The 23,224-nt window shown below is 71.9% G+C and carries 14 protein-coding genes and 1 pseudogene; 7 read left to right on the forward strand and 8 right to left on the reverse strand.

Annotated features, from left to right (window positions below):
- Window positions 1-62 precede the first annotated feature (62 nt).
- Window positions 63-545, reverse strand: a complete 483-nt coding sequence (locus AB0C82_RS01945; protein ID WP_362835303.1) for a MarR family transcriptional regulator — start codon at window positions 543-545, stop codon at window positions 63-65.
- Between the two features lie 180 nt (window positions 546-725).
- Between AB0C82_RS01945 and AB0C82_RS01950 the strand changes: the two are divergent.
- Both AB0C82_RS01950 and AB0C82_RS01955 read left to right on the forward strand, forming a co-directional pair.
- A pseudogene (locus AB0C82_RS01950) lies at window positions 726-1,142 on the forward strand (GH25 family lysozyme); the annotation flags it as partial.
- A gap of 160 nt (window positions 1,143-1,302) precedes the next feature.
- Entirely contained in the window at window positions 1,303-2,067 is a 765-nt protein-coding gene (locus AB0C82_RS01955; protein WP_362835305.1) for a polysaccharide deacetylase family protein, read from the forward strand.
- Between the two features lie 129 nt (window positions 2,068-2,196).
- On the opposite strand, the gene lon is transcribed toward AB0C82_RS01955, so the two are convergent.
- Complete coding sequence (gene lon, locus AB0C82_RS01960) at window positions 2,197-4,620, reverse strand: endopeptidase La (protein WP_362835307.1); 2,424 nt, start codon at window positions 4,618-4,620, stop codon at window positions 2,197-2,199.
- 124 nt (window positions 4,621-4,744) lie between these two features.
- Here lon and AB0C82_RS01965 point away from each other — a divergent pair, with 124 nt between their 5' ends.
- From AB0C82_RS01965 to AB0C82_RS01985, 5 genes are all read left to right on the forward strand, one after another.
- The gene (locus AB0C82_RS01965) at window positions 4,745-5,344 is read left to right on the forward strand and encodes an isochorismatase family protein (protein ID WP_362835309.1); all 600 of its coding nucleotides are present in this window, start codon (window positions 4,745-4,747) and stop codon (window positions 5,342-5,344) included.
- Between the two features lie 299 nt (window positions 5,345-5,643).
- Entirely contained in the window at window positions 5,644-6,321 is a 678-nt protein-coding gene (locus AB0C82_RS01970) for a spermidine synthase (RefSeq protein ID WP_362835311.1), read from the forward strand.
- 241 nt (window positions 6,322-6,562) lie between these two features.
- Window positions 6,563-7,300 carry a response regulator transcription factor gene (locus tag AB0C82_RS01975; RefSeq protein ID WP_362835313.1) on the forward strand — a complete coding sequence of 246 codons (738 nt, stop codon included), beginning with the start codon at window positions 6,563-6,565 and terminating at the stop codon, window positions 7,298-7,300.
- Window positions 7,297-8,373, forward strand: coding sequence for an ATP-binding protein (locus tag AB0C82_RS01980; RefSeq protein WP_362835315.1), 1,077 nt, complete (start codon window positions 7,297-7,299; stop codon window positions 8,371-8,373). The genes AB0C82_RS01975 and AB0C82_RS01980 overlap by 4 nt, the downstream gene beginning before the upstream one ends.
- 258 nt (window positions 8,374-8,631) lie before the next feature.
- Entirely contained in the window at window positions 8,632-12,465 is a 3,834-nt protein-coding gene (locus tag AB0C82_RS01985; protein ID WP_362835317.1) for a multifunctional oxoglutarate decarboxylase/oxoglutarate dehydrogenase thiamine pyrophosphate-binding subunit/dihydrolipoyllysine-residue succinyltransferase subunit, read from the forward strand.
- Between the two features lie 84 nt (window positions 12,466-12,549).
- On the opposite strand, the gene fxsT is transcribed toward AB0C82_RS01985, so the two are convergent.
- The 6 genes from fxsT to AB0C82_RS02015 form a co-directional block, all read right to left on the reverse strand.
- Window positions 12,550-15,546 (reverse strand): FxSxx-COOH system tetratricopeptide repeat protein, encoded by a 2,997-nt coding sequence (gene fxsT / locus AB0C82_RS01990; RefSeq protein ID WP_362835319.1) that lies wholly within the window; start codon window positions 15,544-15,546, stop codon window positions 12,550-12,552.
- Window positions 15,547-15,635: 89 nt separating this feature from the next.
- On the reverse strand, window positions 15,636-17,021 hold the full coding sequence (locus tag AB0C82_RS01995) for an HEXXH motif-containing putative peptide modification protein (protein WP_362835321.1): 1,386 nt from the start codon (window positions 17,019-17,021) through the stop codon (window positions 15,636-15,638).
- Window positions 17,018-18,187 (reverse strand): FxsB family cyclophane-forming radical SAM/SPASM peptide maturase, encoded by a 1,170-nt coding sequence (locus tag AB0C82_RS02000; protein ID WP_362836975.1) that lies wholly within the window; start codon window positions 18,185-18,187, stop codon window positions 17,018-17,020. Before AB0C82_RS02000 ends, AB0C82_RS01995 begins: the two co-directional genes overlap by 4 nt.
- Window positions 18,188-18,416: 229 nt before the next feature.
- Window positions 18,417-18,629, reverse strand: a complete 213-nt coding sequence (gene fxsA / locus AB0C82_RS02005) for an FxSxx-COOH cyclophane-containing RiPP peptide (protein ID WP_362835323.1) — start codon at window positions 18,627-18,629, stop codon at window positions 18,417-18,419.
- Between the two features lie 147 nt (window positions 18,630-18,776).
- Window positions 18,777-22,175: an SAV_2336 N-terminal domain-related protein gene (locus AB0C82_RS02010; protein ID WP_362835325.1), complete on the reverse strand. Its 3,399-nt coding sequence runs from the start codon at window positions 22,173-22,175 to the stop codon at window positions 18,777-18,779.
- A 7-nt stretch (window positions 22,176-22,182) separates the two neighbouring features.
- Window positions 22,183-23,205 (reverse strand): MoxR family ATPase, encoded by a 1,023-nt coding sequence (locus AB0C82_RS02015; RefSeq protein ID WP_362835326.1) that lies wholly within the window; start codon window positions 23,203-23,205, stop codon window positions 22,183-22,185.
- Between the last annotated feature and the right edge of the window lie 19 nt (window positions 23,206-23,224).

Here is a 23,224-nt window from a genome sequence, read left to right on the forward strand (position 1 = left end):
CCGGAACCGGAGCGAACCGGCCGGCGGCCCCGCCGCACGGAGCGGCCGGGGACCGTACGGGTTCAGTCCTCTGCGCGGGCGTTCAACTGGTGCAGCAGCCGGGCCAGTTCCGCGACCTCCGCCCGGTCCCAGTCGGCGAGCTTGCGTACGTAGCGGTCGCGGCGGGCGTCGCGCACGCTCCGGAAGCGGGCGAGCCCCTCGCCGGTGAGGCGGACGAGCCAGGCGCGGCCGTCGGCCGGATCCGGTTCGCGGGCCACCAGACCGAGCGCCTCCAGGGCGCGCAGCTGACGGCTCATGGTCGCCTTGCCCACGCCGATGTAGCCGGCGAGGTCCGTGGCCCGCTGGGGACCCGCCGACTCCAGCCGTACGAGCAGGCCGTACGCGGCGGACTCCAGGTCCGGGTGCACCTCGCGGGCCATCTCCCCGGAGCTGGCCCGCGCCCGGCGCAGAAACACGGCCAACTCCCGCTCCAGGGAGAGGAACTCCTGGTCCACGCCGCTCCCGCCGACTGCGCCGGGTTCACTCCCGCGGTCACTCCCGTGCACGTCAGCACCCCTCGTACGCTTTCCCGCCGATGAAAGTTTCCCTCGCTGCCGGTCATCGCCGCAGCTGGGCCAGTATTTCGCAGGAGTAGACCAACGGCAGCTCCCAGGCCCTCTTATTCCGCGCGGGTCCACGTGCGTAGCTTCGTGACTGCTACGACCGGCATGGCCACACCATGACAGGCGGTACAGGCCAACTACTCCGTGGACAACGGGGGCGGCTGGTCGAGGGACGGCAGGACGCTGCCGGGCGTGCTGGACATCGAGTGGAATCCGTACGGGGCTCAGTGCTTCGGCAAGACCCAGGCCGGGACGGTCGCCTGGATCCGCGACTTCGTGAACACCTGCAAGGCGCGCACCGGACGCGACGCGGTGATCTACACCGCGACCAGCGGGTGGCAGACCCGCACGGGGAACAACGCCGGTTTCGGCGCCACCAACCCGCTCCGGGTGGCCCGCTACAACACCACCGTCGGTGAACTCCCGGCCGGCTGGGGCTACTACACGATGTGGCAGTACACCTCGTCCGGCCCGACGGTCGGCGACCACAACCGCTTCAACGGCGCCCTCGACCGCGTACAGGCGCTCGCGTACGGCTGATCCGGCCACCGCCTCCACCCTGCGGCCCCGGCGACGAGCACCCCGTCGCCGGGGCCTTCGTCGCGCCACAGACCTCTATACACCGTGTGTATACGCACTATGTATAGTCCTCGGCGTGCCGCACGGCCCGTGTGCGGTCGGCCCTGAGGAGTGACCTGCTGTGCCCAGAAAGATGACGTCGGCCGGCGCCGGGTTGGCTGCCGCACTGGTGACCGCGCTCACATTCGCGCTCAGCGGCTGCTCGATGGAGACCACGGCGCCCGGTTCCGCGCGCCGGGACGCCGCGTCCGACGCCAAGGGATCGTTCGGACAGGTGGACTGCCGCAAGGCGAAGTGCATAGCGCTGACCTTCGACGCGGGTCCTGGCGAGGACACCCCGCGGCTCCTGGACACCCTCAAGGAGAAGAAGGTGCCCGCCACCTTCTTCCTGCTGGGCAGTAAGCACGTGACCAGGTACCCGGACACCGTGCGGCGGATCGAGGCCGAGGGGCACGAGGTGGCCAACCACACCTGGTCCCACGAGATCCTGACCGACCGCGGGCCGGCCGAGATACGGGCCGAGCTGGAGAAGACGCAGGACGCCATCGCGGCGATCACCGGAAGGAAGCCGCGGCTGATGCGCCCGCCGCAGGGCCGCACCGACGACACGGTCTCCGGCATCTGCGAGGAGCTGGGACTCTCGCAGGTCCTGTGGAGCGCGACCGCGAAGGACTACTCCACGAACGACTCCGCGCTGATCAGGAAGCGGATCCTCGACCAGGCGGGCAAGGACGGCGTCATCCTGCTGCACGACATATACAAGGGCACCGTGCCCGCGGTGCCGGGCATCATCGACACGCTGAAGCGGCGCGGCTACACCTTCGTGACGGTCCCCCAGCTGATGGCCCCGGCGGAACCGGTGCCGGGCACCGTCTACCGCCCGTAGCTCCGGGCCTTCCCGTCCGGTCGTCCCGGACGGACCCGTACGAGCGGAACGGCCCGCCCTCCCTCACGGGGAGAACGGGCCGTCCGTACCGGCCGTGCACGTCATGCCGCGCCCGTCACTGCGTGACACTCACGCCGCGGCCGGGACCCTCTGCTCGCGGAGCCCGGCCGAGGCCGGGGCGAGGGCGATCTCCAGCACCTGGCGGACGTCCGTCACCGGGTGGACCTCCAGACCGTCGAGGACCTCGGCGGGTACGTCGTCCAGGTCGGCCTCGTTCCGCTTGGGGATCACCACGGTGGTGATCCCGGCGCGGTGCGCGGCCAGCAGCTTCTGCTTCAGGCCGCCGATCGGCAGCACCCGTCCGGTCAGCGACACCTCTCCGGTCATCGCCACATCCGTGCGGACCAGCCGGCCCGACAGCAGTGAGGCCAGCGCCGTCGTCATGGTGATGCCGGCACTCGGACCGTCCTTCGGCACGGCGCCCGCCGGGAAGTGGATGTGCACCCCCCGGTCCTTGAGGTCCGCGACCGGCAGTTCCAGTTCGGCGCCGTGCGACCGCAGGAAGCTCAGCGCGATCTGCGCGGACTCCTTCATGACGTCGCCGAGCTGGCCGGTCAGGGTCAGTCCGGACGCCCCGGTCTCCGGGTCGGCCAGCGAGGCCTCGACGAACAGCACGTCACCGCCCGCGCCGGTCACGGCGAGCCCGGTGGCCACGCCCGGCACCGCGGTGCGGCGCTCGGCCGGGTCCTGTGCGGACTCGGGCACGTGGTGCGGGCGCCCGATCAGGCCCCGCAGATCCTCGTCGGTGACGGTGAACGGCAGCTCGCGGTCGCCCAGTTCGTGCTGGGCCGCGATCTTGCGGAGCAGCCTGGCGACGGCCCGCTCCAGGTTACGGACGCCTGCCTCGCGGGTGTACTCGCCGGCCAGCCTGCGCAGCGCGGACTCGTCGAGCGTGACCTCTTCCTTCTCCAGGCCGGCCCGCTCCAGCTGGCGCGGCAGCAGGTGGTCGCGGGCGATGACGACCTTCTCGTCCTCGGTGTAGCCGTCCAGCCTGACCAGCTCCATGCGGTCGAGCAGGGCCTCCGGGATGGCGTCGAGCACGTTGGCGGTCGCCAGGAAGACGACGTCGCTCAGGTCGAGTTCGACCTCCAGGTAGTGGTCACGGAACGTGTGGTTCTGCGCCGGGTCGAGGACTTCCAGGAGCGCGGCGGCCGGGTCGCCCCGGAAGTCCGAGCCCACCTTGTCGATCTCGTCGAGCAGGACGACCGGGTTCATCGAACCGGCCTCCTTGACGGCACGGACGATGCGTCCGGGCAGGGCGCCCACGTACGTACGCCGGTGGCCCCTGATCTCCGCCTCGTCCCGGACACCGCCGAGCGCGACCCGGACGAACTTGCGGCCCATGGCGTGCGCGACGGATTCGCCGAGCGAGGTCTTCCCGACCCCGGGCGGGCCCACCAGCGCCAGTACCGCGCCGCCGCGCCGGCCGCCCACGACGCCGAGCCCCCGGTCGGCACGGCGCTTGCGCACCGCCAGGTACTCGGTGATCCGCTCCTTCACGTCCTGCAGGCCCGCGTGCTCGGCGTCGAGGACGCGCTGGGCACCGGGGATGTCGTACGCGTCCTCGGTGCGTTCGTTCCACGGCAGTTCCAGGACGGTGTCGAGCCAGGTCCTGATCCAGGAGCCCTCGGGGCTCTGGTCGGAGGACCGCTCCAGCTTGTCGACCTCCTTGAGCGCGGCCTCACGCACGTGCTGGGGAAGGTCGGCGGCCTCGACGCGGGCCCGGTAGTCGTCGGACTCGTCCTCCGGGTCCCCGTTGAGCTCCGAGAGCTCCTTGCGCACGGCGTCGAGCTGGCGCCGCAGCAGGAACTCGCGCTGCTGCTTGTCGACGCCTTCCTGGACGTCCTTGGCGATGGACTCCGCGACGTCCTGCTCGGCGAGGTGTTCGCCCAGCCACTGGATGGCGAGCTTCAGCCGGGCGACCGCGTCGGCGGTCTCCAGGAGCTGCACCTTCTGGGCGGTGGTCAGGAAGGGCGAGTATCCGGAGTTGTCGGCGAGAGCGGAGATGTCGTCGATCTGCTGCACCCGGTCCACGACCTGCCAGGCGCCGCGCTTCTTGAGCCAGCTGGTGGCGAGCGCCTTGTACTCCGTGACCAGTTCCAGGGCGGAGCCGGGCAGGGGGTCGGGGACGAGCACGTCGACCTTGGTCCCCTCCACCCAGAGCGCTCCGCCGGGCCCACTGGTCCCGGCGCCGATCCGCACCCGGTCACGGGCCCGGATGAGCGCACCCGGGTCCCCGTCCGAGAGGCGGCCGACCTGCTCGACGGTGCCGAGGACGCCGGTCCCCGTGTAGGTCCCGTCGATACGCGGGACGAGCAGCACCTCGGGCTTGCCGCCACCGGCACGCGCGGCGGCCTGCGCGGCCTCCACGGCGGCCCGTACCTCCGTGTCCGACAGATCCAGCGGCACCACCATCCCGGGCAGCACCACCTCGTCGTCGAGCGGCAGCACGGGCAGATCGATCGGTGTGAACGCCTTGGACTCCGTAGCCATGATCTCCCCTTCGGCAGTCAAGTTGAGCTATGTGGACTCAATGGTCCTGAGCCGCCGAATGTTCCCCGGAGGCTGTTCGCTCTCAGCGATCACTCGTCCGGGGCCGTATCGCGATGATGGCGCCATGACACTCAACGGCTTTCCCCCGCAGGCCCTTCTCGTGGTGGACGTGCAGTCCGCCTCCGTCACCGGGGCGGGCGCGGTGCCCGGAGCGGCCCTGCTCCTGGACCGGACGGCGGACCTGCTCGCACGGGCCCGTACGAGCGGAGCGCTCGTCGTCCACATACAGAACGACGGGCCCGCCGGAGCGGGCGACGAGCCCCACACCCCCGGCTGGGAGCTCCACTTCCCGGCCGGGACCGGCGCGGACGAGCCGGTGGTCCGCAAGACGCGGGACGACGGCTTCGAAGGGACCTCCCTGGGGGACCTGCTGGCCGGCCACGGAGTGCGGGGACTGGTCGTCTGCGGGCTGATGTCCGAGATGTGCGTCCAGGCCACGGCCCGTGGGGCCCTGGCGCGCGGTTATCGAGTTGTCCTCCCGTACGACGCCCACGCGACCCACAACATTCCGGCCGCCCCGGGAATCAGCGAGGAGATCCCGGCGGCCACGGCGTCACGGGTCGCCGCCTGGGCCATCAGCAACGAGGCCGAGGTCACCTCGCGCGCCGCCGACGTCACTTTCGCGGCCTGCCTCCGCGGTCCCGCCGAATCCCTCACCCGGTGAACCGGACGCGGCCCGGCCGTCGATAGAGGGAGTGTGAGGCTGCTGCGCCCTTCGGGGGCCGATGGGGCCGGAACCGCAGCCCGCCGCGTGGGCCGTGGCTCTGGCGGTGTACGTGGCGGGGGCGGCGCTCCTCGTGGTGCGCGGCGCGCGGCCGGAGTCCGGCTGAGCGTGTCCGCGCTCCCGTGCCCCTGCCCGCGGCTCTCCTCAAATCGCTGGCACCGGACCGCCGGGCGCGCCAGGATGGTTCGTCGAACCGACCGTCACCACCCCGTCACCGCCGGAGACCGGAGAGCCACCTCATGTCCGCCAGCACCGCCCCCGTCACGCTCGACCGCCGCGAAGGGCCGTTCGGCGAGGTCGTCCTGCGCGAGCGCGGGGACGACTTCGAGATCATCGCCAACGGGTGCTTCCTCATGGACACCTCCGACGGGCGGTCCGAACGGCTGCTGATCGACGCGGCGCTCGCGGCACTGCCGGCGGAGCGCCGCGCCCCCGCCGTACTCATCGGCGGTCTCGGTGTCGGCTTCTCGCTCGTCCGGGCCGCGGAAGAGGAGCGCTGGGGGCGGATCGTCGTCGTCGAGCGGGAGCAGGCGATCGTGGACTGGCACCGGCAGGGGCCGCTGGACCGGATCTCAGGACCCGCGCTGGCCGACGCGCGGACGGAGATCGTGCACACGGACCTCGTCGCCCACCTCCGGACGACCACGGAGCGTTACGACGCGCTGTGTCTGGACATCGACAACGGCCCGGACTGGACCGTCACCGAAGACAACGGAAGCCTCTATTCCGCCGCCGGTCTCGCGGCCTGCAAGGAGCGCCTCACACCGGGCGGAGTCCTCGCCGTCTGGTCCGCCCAGCCCTCCGCCGCGTTCGAGCGAGCGATGCGGAATGCCGGATTCAACGCGGTACGCACTGAAGAAGTAGCCGTTGCCCGAGGTGTGCCGGACGTCGTCCATCTCGCACTGCGGGCCGGCTGAGCCCCCACCCGGTACGCACATCGCCCGTAAGCCACGGGCAAGCCGCACAAGGCCGACGATCCACCCCCGCAGGGTCGCAAACTCCTCACGAAGTCCTCACGCGGTGCAACACCCTGCGTAGCCGTGGAGCGTCAGCTGCCTTTACGCTTCTGACCGGCACATGGGATCTCCCAAGACATTCACAAGCGAAGACCGTGCCTCCGGGGGAATGGCTCCCGCGAGAACGGGCAGGGGCGGGGCGATGGAACAGACACACACCACCCACAGCGGCGTCGCGGCCACCCCGGGTGCTCAGCGCCGGGTCCTGGTGGTCGAGGACGACTCCACGATCGTGGACGCCATTGCCGCGAGACTCCGGGCCGAGGGCTTCCTGGTGCAGACCGCGCTCGACGGCCCTGCGGCCGTCGACGCGGCCGAGGCCTGGCAGCCCGACCTCATGGTGCTCGACATCATGCTCCCCGGCTTCGACGGCCTGGAGGTCTGCCGCCGTGTGCAGGCCCAGCGCCCGGTGCCGGTGCTGATGCTGACGGCACGCGACGACGAGACCGACATGCTGGTCGGGCTCGGCGTCGGCGCCGACGACTACATGACCAAGCCCTTCTCCATGCGCGAGCTGGCGGCCCGGGTGCACGTGCTGCTGCGCAGGGTGGAGCGTGCGGCCCTCGCCGCCGTGACGCCGCGCAGCGGCATCCTGCGCCTCGGTGAGCTGGAGATCGACCACGCGCAGCGCCGGGTCCGGGTGCGGGCGGACGACGTCCACCTCACGCCGACCGAGTTCGACCTGCTGGTGTGCCTGGCGAACACCCCCCGCGCGGTGCTCTCCCGTGAGCAGTTGCTCGCCGAGGTCTGGGACTGGGCGGACGCCTCCGGCACCCGCACCGTCGACAGCCACATCAAGGCCCTGCGCCGGAAGATCGGCGCCGAGCGCATCCGTACCGTCCACGGCGTCGGCTACGCGCTGGAGACCCCCGCGCCATGAACGGGCCCGGCCGCCGGCTGAGACCTTTCTCCATCAAGGCCAAACTGGGCACGCTCGTCGTGATCTCGGTGTTCATCACCACCGGCCTGCTGATCGTGGCACTGCGGACCAGGACCGAGTTCCGGTTCATCACGGTGTTCTCGGTCATCGCGACCCTGCTGATCACCCAGTTCGTGGCGCACGGTCTCACCGCGCCGCTGGACGAGATGAGAGCCGTGGCCCGGTCCATCTCGCACGGCGACTACACGACGCGGGTGAGCGGGGCCGGCCGCCGTGACGAACTGGGCGACCTGGCGCAGACGATCAACCGCATGGCGGACGACCTGGAGGCCGAGGACCGGCACCGCAAGGAGCTGGTGGCCAACGTCTCGCACGAACTGCGCACACCCATCGCGGCGCTGAGAGCCGTGCTGGAGAACGTCGTCGACGGGGTGTCGGCCGCCGATCCGGAGACGATGCGCACGGCCCTCCAGCAGACCGAGCGGCTGGGCAGGCTGGTGGAGACCCTGCTGGACCTCTCCCGCCTCGACAACGGGGTGGTGGCGCTCAAGGCCCGCCGCTTCGAGGTCTGGCCGTATCTCTCGGGCATCCTGAAGGAGGCCAACCTCGCGGCCTCACGGCGCGGGCTCTCCTCCGGCTCCGGCAACCACTCCCGCCTCGACGTCCATCTGCATCTCGACGTGTCGCCGCCCGAACTGACGGCGCACGCCGACGCCGAGCGGCTGCACCAGGTGGTGGCCAATCTCATCGACAACGCGGTCAAGCACAGCCCGCCGCACGGCCGGGTCACCGTACTGGCACGGCGCGGGGAGCACCCGGAGTCGCTGGAGCTGGAAGTCGTCGACGAGGGCCCCGGTATCCCGGAGGCCGAACGCCACCGGGTCTTCGAGCGGTTCAACCGCGGTCAGGTCCCGTCCCCGCACGGCCCCGGCAGCGACGGGGGTACGGGACTGGGCCTGGCGATCGCGCGCTGGGCGGTGGAAATGCACGGTGGCCGCATCCGCGTGGCCGAATCCGTACGCGGCTGCCGCATCCAGGTCACTCTTCCGGGAGCGATCCGGCCGCGAGGTTGACATAGAGTTCGAACCGGAAGGGCACGTTCTGCGTGCAGTTCCCTGTGTGGTTGCGGTCGAGTGGCCGTCACCGCGCTGTCGCGTACCCGAAGTGCGGCGGAACCCCGCTTGTTTCCCGCCATTTCCTGCGCCGAAACCCGGCTTCCGATGTGATGTACGCGACGAAGACAGGCCCGGTCTGCACGTAACGGCCGGGGAGGCGTAGCCTTGATTTCCGCTGTCCATCACCTTGTGAAGCGGAAGAGGGCGGTTGCCGCCGTGTCGTCTCAGTCCCCCAGTAACTCGAGCATCTCGACCGACCAATCGGAGCAGGGGAAGAACCCTGCCGCCGCATTCGGCCCCAATGAGTGGCTCGTCGACGAGATCTACCAGCAGTACCTCCAGGACCCCAATTCGGTCGATCGCGCCTGGTGGGACTTCTTCGCCGACTACAAGCCGGGCACGTCCGGCACGGCGGAAAAGCCCGACGCCGCAGCCGCGGGGGCTGCGGTGACGCCGGCCCCGGCCGGGCCCGCGCCGACCCAGACCACCACCGCTGCTCCGGCCGCGCCCGCGCAGGCCCCGGCTCCGGCCGCTGCGCCCGTCGCCCCGGCACAGCCCGCGGCAGCCGCACCCGCGGCCGCCGCACCTGCCGCGCCCGCGCCTGCCGCGCCCGCTGCTCCGGCAGCACCGGCGAAGGCGGCTGCCGCCCCGGCGAAGGCCGCTCCGGCGGCCGAGGCCACGGCGGGACCGGAGTACGTGACGCTGCGCGGCCCCTCGGCCGCCGTCGCGAAGAACATGAACGCCTCGCTGGAGCTGCCGACGGCCACGTCCGTCCGCGCCGTCCCGGTGAAGCTGCTCTTCGACAACCGCATCGTCATCAACAACCATCTGAAGCGCGCCCGGGGCGGGAAGATCTCCTTCACCCACCTCATCGGGTACGCGATGGTGCAGGCCCTCAAGGCCATGCCGTCGATGAACTACTCCTTCGCGGTCAAGGACGGCAAGCCGACCCTGGTCAAGCCGGAGCACGTGAACCTCGGTCTGGCCATCGACCTGGTCAAGCCGAACGGTGACCGCCAGCTCGTCGTCGCGGCCATCAAGAAGGCCGAGACGCTCAACTTCTTCGAGTTCTGGCAGGCGTACGAGGACATCGTCCGCCGTGCCCGCGTCGGCAAGCTCGGCATGGACGACTTCTCCGGAGTCACCGCCTCGCTGACCAACCCCGGCGGCATCGGCACCGTTCACTCGGTGCCGCGCCTGATGCCCGGACAGGGCCTCATCATGGGCGTCGGCGCGATGGACTACCCGGCCGAGTTCCAGGGCACGTCGCAGGACACCCTGAACAAGCTGGGCATCTCGAAGGTCATGACGCTGACCTCGACGTACGACCACCGGGTCATCCAGGGCGCCGCCTCGGGCGAGTTCCTGCGCGTCCTGAGCCAGCTCCTGCTCGGCGAGAACGACTTCTACGACGAGATCTTCAAGGCGCTGCGCATCCCCTACGAGCCGGTCCGCTGGCTCCGGGACATCGACGCCTCGCACGACGACGACGTCACCAAGGCCGCACGGGTCTTCGAGCTGATCCACTCCTACCGGGTCCGCGGCCACGTCATGGCCGACACCGACCCGCTGGAGTACCGCCAGCGCAAGCACCCCGACCTCGACATCACCGAGCACGGCCTCACCCTGTGGGACCTGGAGCGGGACTTCGCGGTCGGCGGTTTCGCCGGCAAGACGATGATGAAGCTCCGTGACATCCTCGGTGTCCTGCGCGAGTCGTACTGCCGCACCACCGGCATCGAGTTCATGCACATCCAGGAGCCCAAGGAGCGCAAGTGGCTCCAGGACCGGGTGGAGCGTCCGCGCCCCGCACCGGAGCGCGAGGAGCAGCTGCGCATCCTGCGCCGCCTCAACGCCGCCGAGGCGTTCGAGACGTTCCTGCAGACCAAGTACGTCGGCCAGAAGCGGTTCTCGCTCGAGGGCGGCGAGTCCGTCATCCCGCTGCTCGACGCGGTCATCGACTCCGCCGCCGAGGCCCGCCTCGACGAGGTCGTCATCGGCATGGCCCACCGCGGCCGGCTGAACGTCCTGGCGAACATCGTCGGCAAGTCGTACGCGCAGATCTTCCGGGAGTTCGAGGGCAACCTCGACCCGCGGTCGATGCACGGCTCCGGCGACGTCAAGTACCACCTGGGCGCCGAGGGCACCTTCACGGGTCTGGACGGTGAGCAGATCAAGGTCTCGCTGGCCGCCAACCCCTCGCACCTGGAGGCCGTCGACCCGGTCCTCGAAGGCATCGCACGCGCCAAGCAGGACATCATCAACAAGGGCGGCACGGACTTCACGGTCCTGCCCGTCGCCCTCCACGGCGACGCGGCCTTCGCGGGCCAGGGCGTCGTCGCCGAGACGCTCAACATGTCGCAGCTGCGCGGCTACCGCACCGGCGGCACCGTGCACGTGGTGATCAACAACCAGGTCGGCTTCACCGCCGCCCCGGAGTCCTCGCGCTCCTCGATGTACGCCACCGACGTGGCGCGCATGATCGAGGCGCCGATCATCCACGTCAACGGCGACGACCCGGAGGCCGTGGTCCGCGTCGCGCGGCTCGCCTTCGAGTACCGGCAGACGTTCAACAAGGACGTCGTCATCGACCTCATCTGCTACCGCCGCCGCGGTCACAACGAGGGCGACAACCCGGAGTTCACCAACCCGCAGATGTACACCCTGATCGACAAGAAGCGCTCGGTGCGCAAGCTCTACACCGAGTCCCTCATCGGTCGCGGCGACATCACGCTGGAGGAGGCCGAGCAGGCGCTCCAGGACTTCCAGGGCCAGCTGGAGAAGGTCTTCGCGGAGGTCCGCGAGGCCACCTCGGCGCCGTCCCAGCCGCACGTCCCGGACGTCCAGGCCGAGTTCCCGGTGGCCGTGAACACGGCGGTCTCCACGGAGGTCGTCAAGGCGATCGCCGAGTCGCAGGTGAACATCCCCGACGAGATCACCGTCCACCCGCGCCTGATGCCGCAGATGCAGCGTCGTGCCGCGTCCGTGGACAACGGCACGATCGACTGGGGCATGGGCGAGACCCTGGCCATCGGCTCGCTGCTGATGGAGGGCACCCCGGTCCGGCTCGCCGGCCAGGACACCCGCCGCGGCACGTTCGGCCAGCGCCACGCGGTACTCGTTGACCAGAAGACCGGCGAGGACTACACCCCGCTGCTCTACCTCACCGAGGACCAGGCCCGTTACAACGTCTACGACTCGCTGCTCAGCGAGTACGCGGCGATGGGCTTCGAGTACGGCTACTCGCTGGCCCGCCCGGAGTCGCTGGTCATCTGGGAAGCCCAGTTCGGTGACTTCGTCAACGGCGCGCAGACCGTCGTGGACGAGTTCATCTCCTCGGCCGAGCAGAAGTGGGGCCAGACCTCCGGCGTCACGCTGCTGCTGCCGCACGGCTACGAGGGCCAGGGCCCGGACCACTCGTCCGCCCGCCCGGAGCGCTTCCTCCAGATGTGCGCCCAGGACAACATGACGGTGGCCATGCCCACGCTGCCGTCGAACTACTTCCACCTCCTGCGGTGGCAGGTGCACAACCCGCACCACAAGCCGCTGATCGTCTTCACCCCGAAGTCGATGCTCCGCCTCAAGGCGGCGGCGTCGAAGGTGGAGGAGTTCACCACGGGCGGCTTCCGCCCGGTGATCGGCGACGAGACGGTCACCCCGGAGAACGTCCGCAAGGTCGTCTTCTGCACCGGCAAGGTCTACTACGACCTGGACGCCGAGCGCGAGAAGCGTGGTGTCACGGACACGGCGATCATCCGTCTGGAGCGTCTGTACCCGCTGCCGGGTGCGGAGATCCAGGCAGAGATCGCCAAGTACCCGAACGCCGAGAAGTACCTCTGGGCCCAGGAGGAGCCGGCCAACCAGGGTGCGTGGCCGTTCATCGCGCTCAACCTGATCGACCACCTGGACCTGGCCGTCGGCGCCGACGTCCCGCACGGTGAGCGTCTGCGCCGCATCTCGCGGCCGCGCGGCTCCTCGCCCGCGGTCGGCTCGGCCAAGCGCCACCAGGCCGAGCAGGCTCAGCTGCTCGCCGAGGTGTTCGAGGCCTGATCAGCCGCAGTACGAACCGGAGGCCCGGTTCCGTGAGTCGCCTCACGGAACCGGGCCTCCGGTCTGTCCGGGTGCACGCGACGGTCAGATCATCTGGGGCTCGAAGTCCCAGAACGGCCGGTTCCGCGAGCGGGCCGACACGGTGTGCACGTGCTGGGCTCCCAGGGTCGAACCCAGGTCTCCCAGTGCCTCGTTCTCGACCTTCTCCGCCCGCTGGCGGTCCCGCAGCCCGCGCAGGTCGGCCGCGTGCGCGACCCTGGCGGACAGGGTCAGCGGGTGGGTCCTGCCGAGCACCTCGGTCGCCCGGGTGACCGTCAGCTCGGTGAGGGCAGCGGCCGATTCCGGGTCGCCCACCAGATTGCGCAGCGCCGAGGCGTTGATCGCGCAGCCCAGCGTCCAGGGGTGGTTCTCTCCGACGGACCTCGTCATGTCGGTGAGGGCCTGCTCCATGAGCTGGTGGGCCTGGTCCCGCTCGCCGACGTTGCGCAGGATCAGGGCGTGGTTGGAGCGGGTTCCCGCGACGTACGGATGGTTCTCGCCGAGCATCATCAGATACCCGTTCACCACGTAATCGCTTATGGTCCTGGCCTGGTCGATGTCGGCGTGCTCGCGGGCGAAGCAGCTCTGGCCTGCCGCGAACATCAGGGTCAGCGGGCCCTGTTCGCCCAGGACCCGCTCGCCCCGTTCGAGGACCCGGGTGAACGCCGTGGCCGCCTTGCCGCGTTCGCCGGAGCGGTAGCGGCAGAGCGCCAGGTTGAACTCGGCGAGCAGGGTCTGCGGGTTGTCCTCGCCCAGGGCGATCCGGTGCACCCGGGCGCTCTGTGCCTGGAGCGACTCCGCCTCGTTGTAGCGGCCGAGGAGCCGCAGGTCGGTGGCGTAGTTGATCTCGGAGAAGAGCGTCCAGCCGTGCCGCGCCTTGAGCAGCTGGCGGCGGGACTCCAGCGTGCGCCGGTTGAGCTCCAGGGACTCCTCGTACCGGCCGAGCAGGCGCAGCGACACGGCCAGGTTGTTCTGGGCGTTGATGGTGCGGGCGTCCTGGTCGCCGAGCAGGTCGCGGTAGGAGCCGAGGAGCCACCTGGAGAGCTCCAGCGCCTCGTCGTAGCGGCCGAGCCCCCGCAGGTCCGCTGCGAGACCGTTGGCGGCGCGCAGGTGCTCCAGGTCCTCCGCGCCGCGTTCGGTGCGCAGATGGTCGACGACGGCCCGTTCCATGGCCTCCGTCTCCGCGTAGTCGCCGACGGCCCTCAGAAGGTTGGCGTAGTTGTAGCTGAGGTCCCACACCCGTGGGTGCGTCTCGCCGAGCAGTTCCCGCCAGGCGGTCATGGCGCGTTCGCCGAGCTTGATGCCCGCCCGGTACTCGCCTGAGAAGTACATGTAGCGCAGGCAGTTGAGGACCAGGCTCTGCACGGCGGGATCCCTGCTCAGCAGGACCTCGGCCCACTTGAGGTGCGGGGCGATCTCCGCGTACGCCGGCCAGTACAGGGCGTCGATGGGGCGGCCGGGGTCGGCGGCGGCGAGGGCCTTGCGGACGACGTCGATGAACTCCTCGCGGTCCCGGGCCGGCATGTCGGTCCCGACGATCTTGTGGACCATGCGGTGCAGGTAGATCGACTCGCCGGAGGAGGCGGCCTCCTCCACGGACGACTCGTGGGACTCCAGCCGGACGACGGAGTACTGCCGGAGCTGCCCGATCGCGCGGTTCCACAGGAGCGGATCGTTCATCAGGCCGGAGAGCTGCTCGGGCAGGTCGCCCGGCGGCATCTCCTTCAGGAGCCGCACGGGGATGGACCCGGGGGCGAAGAAGCTGCACAGCCGCAGCAGGTCCACGGACTCGGGAACCGTCTCCCTGAGCTTGTTCAGCAGTATCGACCAGGCGGTCTGGAAGGCCAGCGGGAAGTCCGCCGACACCTTGACCACGTCCTGGTCGATTCCGCCTTCGAGGAGTTCGATGTACTCCGCGACCGACATGTCGGAGTCGTTGAGCCAGCCGGCCGTCTGGTCCAGGAGCAGCGGGAGGTCCTCCAGCGCGTTCGCCAGCTGGTCGGCCTCGGTGTGCGTCAGCCGGGGGGCACGGCGGCGGATGAAGGAGACCGACTCGTCGCGGGCGTAGACCGGCACCTCCACCAGGTGGCTGTTGTGCTCGCGCCATTCCGGGTTGCGGGAGGTGATCAGCACATGTCCGGGGCCGGTCGGTACGAGGTCCCAGATCTGGTCGGGTTCGTCGGCGCCGTCCAGGACGAGGAGCCAGTGGGAGTGCGGCTGGCCGCGCCGCAGCGAGTCGCGGACGGCGCGCAGCCGCTCCCCGTACTCGGCGCCGGTGACCAGGCCCAGTTCCGGAGCGAGTTCGGCGAGGCGCTGGCGGTAGAGGGCGCGGCGGTCGGCGGGCACCCACCAGACCACGTCGTAGTCGGAGCCGAAGCGGTAGACGTACTCCGCGGCCAGCTGTGTCTTGCCCACGCCCGACATGCCGTGCAGCGTGACGACGCCCGCCCCGGGACCCGCGCCCTGGAGCGCGTGGTACGCCTCGCTGAGCAGGGCCTCACGGCCGGTGAACCGGGTGTTGCGACGGGGCACACCGCCCCACACCTCGGGGGTGTCGGCCGGGAAGCGCGCCCCGGGCCGCCCGCTGTCCGTGTGGGGCAGCGGATCGGTGGGCAGGCCGAGGTGGGCGAGCATGCGCCGCTCCGCCTCCACCTCGCCGACGTTGGTCAGTTCGGCGGCTCCGAAGACCGAAGTGGCGCCGGGCAGCGCGGAGGTGGTGACGGAGACGGCGGCGAAGCGCTCGGAGTCCGGGGCGACCACCGTGCGCAGCGCGCGGTTCCACTCGTCGTGGCTGCGTGGCCCGAGCTGGAAGTACCAGTCGCTGAGGATGATCAGGATGCGGCCGGGGGCGAGCATCACATTGCGGAGTTCGTCCTCCAGCGTGGCCCCCGCCTGGGGGTCCCAGCGCTGATGGACGACCCGTACACCACGCCGTTCGAGACGGTCGCCGATCCAGACCGCCCAGGCCCGGTTGAAGCCGGCGAAACTAATGGTGACGGATTGCGTCCCCGTTGCTCCAACTTGCTTACGCGCTACGGGCATTCAACCGTCTCCCTGCATCGTTATAAGCCTAATCAACATACACCGACGACCGGACAGGTCAGCATGTTCCCGCAGTACGGAAGCGCTGTTCACCGACGATTCGAGTCGTTCCTCTGCTGCCATATCACCCGGGCCGTCCGGACGTACGCCCGCGCCCGCGCCTGATGCCCCGTTGGGGCCCGAGATTCCGCCAGACGGTGGTAGAGCGTGATCAACTCGTTGACGATCACCCGTCCCTCGGGTGTCAGGGCCCCGGAACCGGCCAGGACGGGCAGTACGGCGCCCACCTGTTCGCGCCTGCGGGCGTGCTCCGACCATGCCTGGTCCCGCTGCTCGGCTCGCTCCGCGCCGAGCGCGCACCGCTGCCAGAAGTCGGCGAGTGCCGCGTGGGAGACGGCACCCTGGAGGAGCCCGTCGAAGGGACGCGGGTCCGGTCGCCAGGGCGCGAAGTACCGTGCGTCGGGGCCCTCGTGGTGCAGCGGCGTCATCGCGCCGAGTGCGGCGATCTTCGTGTGCTGCAGCTCGTGCACGAGAGTGGAGGCGAAGAGCGCGACCGTGCCAGGCCGGCTGCTGAGAACGGCGCCGAACGCCTCACGACGGGTCCCGCTGCAGTGCGCCGCGCCGGCGCCCGCCGGTCCGGAGCCGGGTGGCGGGGCGAGGGGCACCAGGCAGCGCAGCAGGACGGCGGCCTCGGTCAGACGCTGGTCGCCGCCGGCCCGCAGCCCGGCCGCCACGTCCGCCCAGGACTCCACCCAGCTCGCGCCCTCCGGCGCTCCGACGCGGACGGCGGCGCTCAGCCCGTGGGGTTCGGGGCTGTCGGCGGCCGTCCGGTACGGGTCGAGGTCGTCCATGAGGACGGGGGCGGCGCCGGGCAGCAACGGCGCCAGCGAGCGGGTGGCCCGCCAGCGCGGGTCCAGGGACCGTGCGGTCCCGGCTCCGAACAGCACCACCACTTCCTCCGCGCCGGACTGACGCACCGTCACCTCGCCCTTCCGCACGCTGACGCGCACCTCTCCCGGCCGGACGTCCAGCGCCCCGACGGTGGGGAGCGTGAGCACCGTGCCCCCCACGGTGAGCCGCGTGCTGAAGGCCAGCCCAGCCCGTATCGCGGCGGCCACCGCGATCGCACCGAAGTGGGCCAGGTCGGCGAGGAGTTCAGGGCCCGGCGCGGCTCCGGTGAGACCGTGCAGACAGCGCTGCGCCCACGGGCCGACGAGCGGATAGAGCAGTACGGAGCGGGCGGCGGCGCGGTCGGCACGGTCGGCCGCTTCCAGGAGGGCCCAGTCGGCGGCGGCCCGGTGACGCAGCTCCGGCGGGCAGACCGCGTCCGGTGCCTGGGCCACCGCGTCGAGCAGGGCGCGCAGGAGGACGAAGCGGCGGGTGTCCTGGTCGCGCACCAGCAGCCCGAGGGTGACCGCGTCGCCTTCCGTGCGGCCGATGGCGCGCAGGGCGCCCTCCGGCAGCCCGCCATTCATGGCGGGTCCCCCGCGGTCGCGTCGGCCAGCCGTCCGGCGATGTGGCGGATCAGCCGGTCGAGGTCTGCGCAGTAGACGGAAGGATGGGTGAAGCCGTGGCCCGCGCGGTAGCGGTGGGCGTAGTGACCGCCGCCGCAGACCGTGAGCAGCGGGCAGCCGCGGCAGACGGGCCCGAGCGCGGCGGCGCCCGCCTGGCGGGCCGCGACGCCGGGATGGCGCAGCGCCTCGTCGAAGGTGTGCCGGAAGACGTCGAGCCCGGTCGCGGCGGCCGTGTCGTAGGCGGACTTGAGGGAGTCGACCTGCTCGATGGCTCCGTCCGTCTCCACCACGACGGCGTTGAGCGGGTCGAGCCCGAGGGACTCGGTGGCGGCGGGCAGCCCCAGCAGCAGGGCGAGGCACTCCTCGAAGAGGCGGATCCTGGTCTCGCGGTGCCCGGCGGGCCACCAGCGGTCGAAGACGGCGCACAGCCAGTCGCCGTACGGGGTGGGCCGGCCGGAACCGGCGGGCGAGGCCAGGGGTTCGGCGCCTGCGGGCAGGCCGGGCGGCGGTGCGGTCCAGTTTCCGTGCGGCAGGAGCAGGTCCAGGGCCGGAGGCCGCAGCGCGAGGAGCGACTCGTACATCCCGACCGGGTCGGTGCGCGGGTCGACCACGGTGAGGATGCCCGCGTACGCCTGCGGATACCGCTCGGCGAGGAGCCGGGCCCCGCGTGAGGCGGCGGGCCAGGAGGGGCGGCCCGCGTGGTCGACACGCTGGGTGTTGTGCGCGGCCAGACCGCCGTCGAGGCTGATGCCGACGCGTATGCCGTGCCGTGCGAGGGTCGCGACACGGGCGTCGGTGAGCAGGGTGGCGTTGGTCTGCACGGTGACACGGACGGTGCAGGTGCCGGGGACCCGTGCGCGTACCAGCCCGGCGAATCCGGCGAGCCGGTCCGCGCCCGCGAGCAGGGGCTCGCCGCCGTGCAGCACGAGGGCGGCCTCCCGGAGGCCGTGGGTGGCCGCGTGCTCGCCGATGCGGGCGGCGGTCCGCTCCAGGACGGCGGGTGAGGCGGCGGCGGGCCGGTCGCGCCAGGTGTGGTCGGGCCCCTCGTAGAGGTAGCAGTACCGGCAGGCCAGGTTGCAGCGCCCGTGCACCTTGACGATGAACTGTCCGAAGGGGACCGGACTCACGGAGCCGGTGCGCGGCGTCGTACGAGAGGTCGCCTTCCGGGACACTCCGGCACCCCCATGCTGTCCGGGTCCGCGTACGGCCCTTCGTACGGCCCCCGCCACCGGCCCGAAGCGAGTATCCCTGGCCTGATATGAGCGCAAACCCGGGTGCGCGAGCACGGCCTGTTCCCTGGGACTCTCCGGCCGAAACCGACCGGGTCGTGCCCCGGAACGGCTGCTCGCTCCCCGTTCAGAAGGCGCTGTTGAAGCCCCACAGCGTCTCCCGCGGCTGCTCGGACCGGCCCCGCAGATCCGCGAGGACAGCGGAGAGCACGGGGTGTTCGAGTGTCCGCAGGGTCGCCAGGTCGAGCCCGAGCAGGTCCGGCAGCGCGTCCGGAGCGCCGTCCGTCTCCGCGTGCGACGTCACGTCCGGCGCGGCGTTCTCACGTATCAACTGGTCCATGGTGTCTCCCCGTCGGTGTCATGCCGGCTGTTCTCGTACCCGGTCGCTCTCGTCCTCGGTCGCTCTCGTCCTCGGCCGTCGGCGCGCCCGGCTGCTGGCGCACGTGTTCGCTCGCACTCCGCTGCCGGCGCACTCGGCCCGGAAGCTTCATTGCCCCAGTGCGAGCAGCCGCCCCTCGGTCGACCCGCCCGCCGCGCCACCGCCGTCCGGCAGTTTGCGCCACTCCTGTCGGGCGGCCCTGTACGCGTCACGCGCGGCTCTGGGACGTCCCGCCTCCTCATAGGTCATACCCCGCCAGTGGTTGGCTGTAGCACCCAGTTCCACCGCCTGTGCGCGCTCTTGCGGACCGTCCAGCTCCGCTTCCGCGGTCCTGGCGGACTCGGCCGCGTCACGGAACGCCTCAGCCGCCTCGTCGAGCCGCGCCGGACGCTGCAGTACGCGCGAGGCGTCGAGATGGGACCGGCCCAGCTCCAGCCAGCACCGCGCCGCCATCAGCGGTTCACGGGCCTCCTGCGCCGCCAGCCCGAAGAGGTGCTCCGCCTCCCGGAGGTCCACCCGGTCCTCCGTGGCTCGGTGGCGCAGCATCACGGCCCGCCCGAGGGCCAGCAGCCGGCCCGCCTGGCGCGGGCTGCCCGCCGCCGTCTCCGTGCGGCAGTCGCGCAGCACCCGCACGGCCGAGCCGATGTACGGGCGTCCGTCGGGGAGTTCGGCCCGGCGCAGCAGGGCGTTCCCCCATTCGGCGAGCAGGTCGGCGTGGTCCTGGGAGTCACGGGGAACACCGCGTGCCGCCCGGGTGAACCAGTCGGCGGCCGTGACCAGTTCCGCCGGGTCACCGCTCCGCTCGTACCGTGCGACGTGGACGCGGCCCGCGCGGGTCTGGAGCTGGGCGCGCATCCGCTGCTCGCGCACGGTCTCCAGCGCCTGTTCGACCAGGGTGGCCGCCTCGTCGGGTGCGTCCCCGCAGCTCAGCAGGGCGTCCACGAGGTCGAGCAGGACCCGCAGCTGGGTACCGGTCGTGTGCTGGGCGCCGCTGGGGGCGAAGGCCTTGCGCAGGGAGCGGGCGGCCTGGCGGGCGTACACCCTGGACTGCTCGATGTCGTTCGTCGCGCCGGTCAGCCGCAGCAGGACGCGCCCGTGGCTCAGCACCAGACCGGTCGGGCGGTTCTCCTGGTCGGGCCAGACATCGGCGAACGCCTCCAGCATCCCCACGGCCGCCTGGAGCAGGGCGGTGTCGCCGCCGAGCCGCCACTGCGCCTCCAGCGCCCGCACCCGTTCCAGTGTGAGCCGCAGGGCCTCCGCCGGGTCCAGTCCGGGTGCCGCGCAGGCCACCGTGTACTCGCGGTCGGCGCGGCGCAGCAGGTCGAGGGCGCCGCGCCGGTCGCCGCGCCGCCGCCGTTCGTCGGCGGCGGCGTGCAGCACCTTGGCCAGGACGGCCCGCTCGCGTACGGCCCCGGGCTGGGCGGCGGCGCGCTCGGCGGCTTCCTCGGACTCCCGCAGCAGGTCGTCGCCGCCCTGCACCTCCCAGAGCCGCAGCAGGGCCCGCGCGTACTCCGCCCACAGCTCGGGGTCGGAGACCGCCACCTGGTCGCGGCGGGTGGCGCCGCGCAGCAGCTGCACGGCGTCGATCAGGTACTGCACCATGCTGTCCGACTCGAACTGCCGCAGCAGTGCGCGGGCCCGGACCACCGCCGTGGCGGTGGCCGGGTCGGGGTCGTGGCGCCCGCGCCGCTCGCCGTAGTACGCGAACTGCTCGGGCAGCGGCATGAAGCGCTCCAGGACGCGGGCGGCGACCTCCGCGAAGGGGTGCGGGGCCCTGGAACCGCCGCTGTCGCCGTCTCCGTCCAGGTCCGTGTCACCGGCGACACCGCCGCCGATGGACTGCTCGCCGTCGGCCGGACGTCCCATGCTGGAGGCGGAGGCTGGCCGCGCCTCGTCCAGCTGGGCGAGGGCCAGCGCCGGGAAGTTCGGTCCGGCCTTGCCGAACCGCTGCTCGATGTACTCCGAGCAGTGTTTGAGTACGAGCAGGGCCTCGTCCCGGCCGAGCGGTCCGAGCAGCGCCTCCTGGACGCCGGGCGTGAACTCGTACCACTGCCCGCCCTGCGCGCCGTCGTTCCCGCCGCGCGTCAGGAGTCCGCTGAGGAGCACCTCGGCCAGCTCGGAGGGGCCGGAGTCGGGCAGCATGGTCCGCTGCACCAGTTGCATCACCGGCAGGTAGAGCGGCGCGGCGGCGAGGTAGACGGCCAGCTGTCCGGCGGCCGGGGACGCCGCGGAGCGGAAGCGGCTGACCAGCCGGAGCGAGGAGGGGCGGCTCCCGGTGCGCGCCGGTGGTGCCGCGGGCTGGTCCGCGCGGACCCATCCGACGGCTCCGGAGATGCGTCCCCCTCCGGTTCCGGCGAGCAGTCCCGCCCAGGCGGCGAGGGCGCCGGCCACCGGCGGCAGCACCGGGACGGCCAGGGCGCCGTCGTGCGCCGAGGGGTGTGCTCCGGCGTCCCCTGCGACCTTGATCAGCCCGCCGGCGCTGCCCTCGCCCCGGGACAGGGTGCCGTAGGTGACGGGGAGTCCGGTGCGGTTCCACATGCGCTGCGGCAGCGGTTGCAGGACGGCGGTGGGGGCCTGCCGGACCAGCTGGTGCAGCAGCCGGTGGGCCTGCCCGCTGTGCCAGACCGGACCGGCGCAGTCGCTGACCAGGACGGTGACGCGGCGGCCCGTGGGGTCGCTGAGCCGCTCGGCGGAGTGCAGGGGCGCGGCGCCCGGGTCGGGGCTGCGGCTCACGGCGGGTGCCCCGTCGGGGCCCTGGTGCAGATAGCGCACCTGGACGTCCCTGAAGGCGCCCAACTGGCTGAAGATCTGCTGGAACTCGGTGAACATCCGCTCCCAGACCCGCATGGAGGACGAGGCGTCCATGACGAACTGGAGGAGGGCGTCCGCTCGTGCCACTCCACGGAACACCGGAATGATCAGCCCCCCGGCGCGAGCGCTGAGCTCCGCGGTCGCCACCTCGTCGAGCGTCGTGCGCAGGGGCGGTGCGGCCGGCCGGTAGCGCTGCAACGGTCGCAGGGCGCGCTGGAGTTCGAGCAGGCCGGGCAGCGCGGGAGCCGCCGGGACGCCGAGCGGGAGGGCGGACGCGCCGCCCCCGCCAACCGTCCGGGCGGCGCCGCCGGGGCGGTTCCGGCCGCCGGCGGGCGGCCCGTCGGGCACGGGGTAGAGCCCGATGCGACGGTCGGGCCCGGTGGGTTCCGGCCGCCCCGGCGCCTCGCCCTGCGGCGGTACGGTCTGCGCACCGGCGAGGCCCGCGGTGGGCACGGCGGGTCCTTCGGCCGCCGCCTCGCCCGGCGGCGGGACGGGCGGAACCGGATCTCCCTCGGCGCCGTCCGGTAACGCCCCGGGGACCCGGGTCCAGCGGGCCAGCCAGAGGGCGTCGCAGAGCTGCTCGGCGTCCGGGTCGAGCCCGCCTTCGCGGAGGCGGGCGACGAGCGCGGTCAGCAGGTGCCCGTCGGAACGCTCCGGACCCCCGTCCGGTCCGTGCCGTGCCGTGACGTCGGGCATCAGCGCATCACCTCGGCCGGTCGAGTCGCTGGATGAGCAGGTCGGCGAGGCGGTCACGGCCGGCCGGGGCGGCGGCGTCCGTGAGGTAGATCGCGTTCAGCAGCTGGTCGGTGGCGAGGAGTTCGCCGCGTGAGCGCTCCAGGAAGTGCGTGATGAGGTCGTCCCCGGAGCGGGCCGCCTCGTCGCCGAGGTGCGCGCGAACGAACGTGGCCAGCCGCTGGTGGTCGGGGCGGCCGAGCTCCAGGTGGATGCAGCGCCGCATGAGCGGGGCGGGGAAGTCTCGTTCGCCGTTGCTCGTGAGGACGATGAAGGGGAAGGCCGAGCACTGCACCCGGCCGCCCTTTACCGCGACCTTGTTGCCGTCGTTGTCGAGGACCACCGCCTCGCCGTCGGGCAGCCGGTCGGCGATCCGCTCCAGCTCCGGAATGGCGAACTCGCCCTCCTCCAGCACGTTGAGGAGGTCGTTCGGCAGGTCGATGTCGCTCTTGTCCAGCTCGTCGATGAGCAGTACGCGCGGCCGGTCGGAGGGCAGCAGGGCCGTGCCGAGCGGGCCGAGCCTGATGTAGCTGCCGATGCTGTCCGCCGGACCGGCCCCGGGCGCCACGGCCCCGCCGTGGGCGGCGATCTGGACGTCCTGGAGCCGGGCGATGGCGTCGTAGTGGTACAGCCCGTCGAGCAGGGTGGAGCGGCTGACGACGGGCCATCGCAGGACCCGGCCCAGGCCCAGTTCGTGGGCGACGGAGTGGGCCAGGGTGCTCTTGCCCGCGCCGGGGCTCCCGGTGACCAGCAGCGGCCTGCGCAGATAGAGCGCCGCGTTGATCATTTCGAGTTCCTCGGCGCCCGGCCTGTGCAGCTCGGCCATGTGCCGGTGGCTGCCCAGCCGCCGGTCGGCGGAGCCGTCCGCCTCGCCGCCCTCGGCAGCTCCGCGCCCGCCGAAGTCCCGCCACGGCGGCGGCGCGGGGAGCCGCTCCATGCCCTCGTGCGGTTCGCCGGCCCCTCGGTAGATGAGCCACTCACTGGGTTCACTCATAGCGTTCCTCGTCGTCGCT

Source organism: Streptomyces sp. NPDC048560 (assembly GCF_040650955.1).
Lineage (GTDB): Bacteria > Actinomycetota > Actinomycetes > Streptomycetales > Streptomycetaceae > Streptomyces.

Coding starts and splice junctions, on each gene's coding strand:
- lon (WP_362835307.1), bottom strand. CDS start 4,620: ATGGCTACGGAGTCCAAGGCGTTCACACCGATCGATCTGCCCGTGCTG.
- AB0C82_RS01965 (WP_362835309.1), top strand. CDS start 4,745: ATGACACTCAACGGCTTTCCCCCGCAGGCCCTTCTCGTGGTGGACGTG.
- AB0C82_RS01970 (WP_362835311.1), top strand. CDS start 5,644: ATGTCCGCCAGCACCGCCCCCGTCACGCTCGACCGCCGCGAAGGGCCG.
- AB0C82_RS01975 (WP_362835313.1), top strand. CDS start 6,563: ATGGAACAGACACACACCACCCACAGCGGCGTCGCGGCCACCCCGGGT.
- AB0C82_RS01980 (WP_362835315.1), top strand. CDS start 7,297: ATGAACGGGCCCGGCCGCCGGCTGAGACCTTTCTCCATCAAGGCCAAA.
- fxsT (WP_362835319.1), bottom strand. CDS start 15,546: ATGCCCGTAGCGCGTAAGCAAGTTGGAGCAACGGGGACGCAATCCGTC.
- AB0C82_RS01995 (WP_362835321.1), bottom strand. CDS start 17,021: ATGAATGGCGGGCTGCCGGAGGGCGCCCTGCGCGCCATCGGCCGCACG.
- fxsA (WP_362835323.1), bottom strand. CDS start 18,629: ATGGACCAGTTGATACGTGAGAACGCCGCGCCGGACGTGACGTCGCAC.
- AB0C82_RS02010 (WP_362835325.1), bottom strand. CDS start 22,175: ATGCCCGACGTCACGGCACGGCACGGACCGGACGGGGGTCCGGAGCGT.
- AB0C82_RS02015 (WP_362835326.1), bottom strand. CDS start 23,205: ATGAGTGAACCCAGTGAGTGGCTCATCTACCGAGGGGCCGGCGAACCG.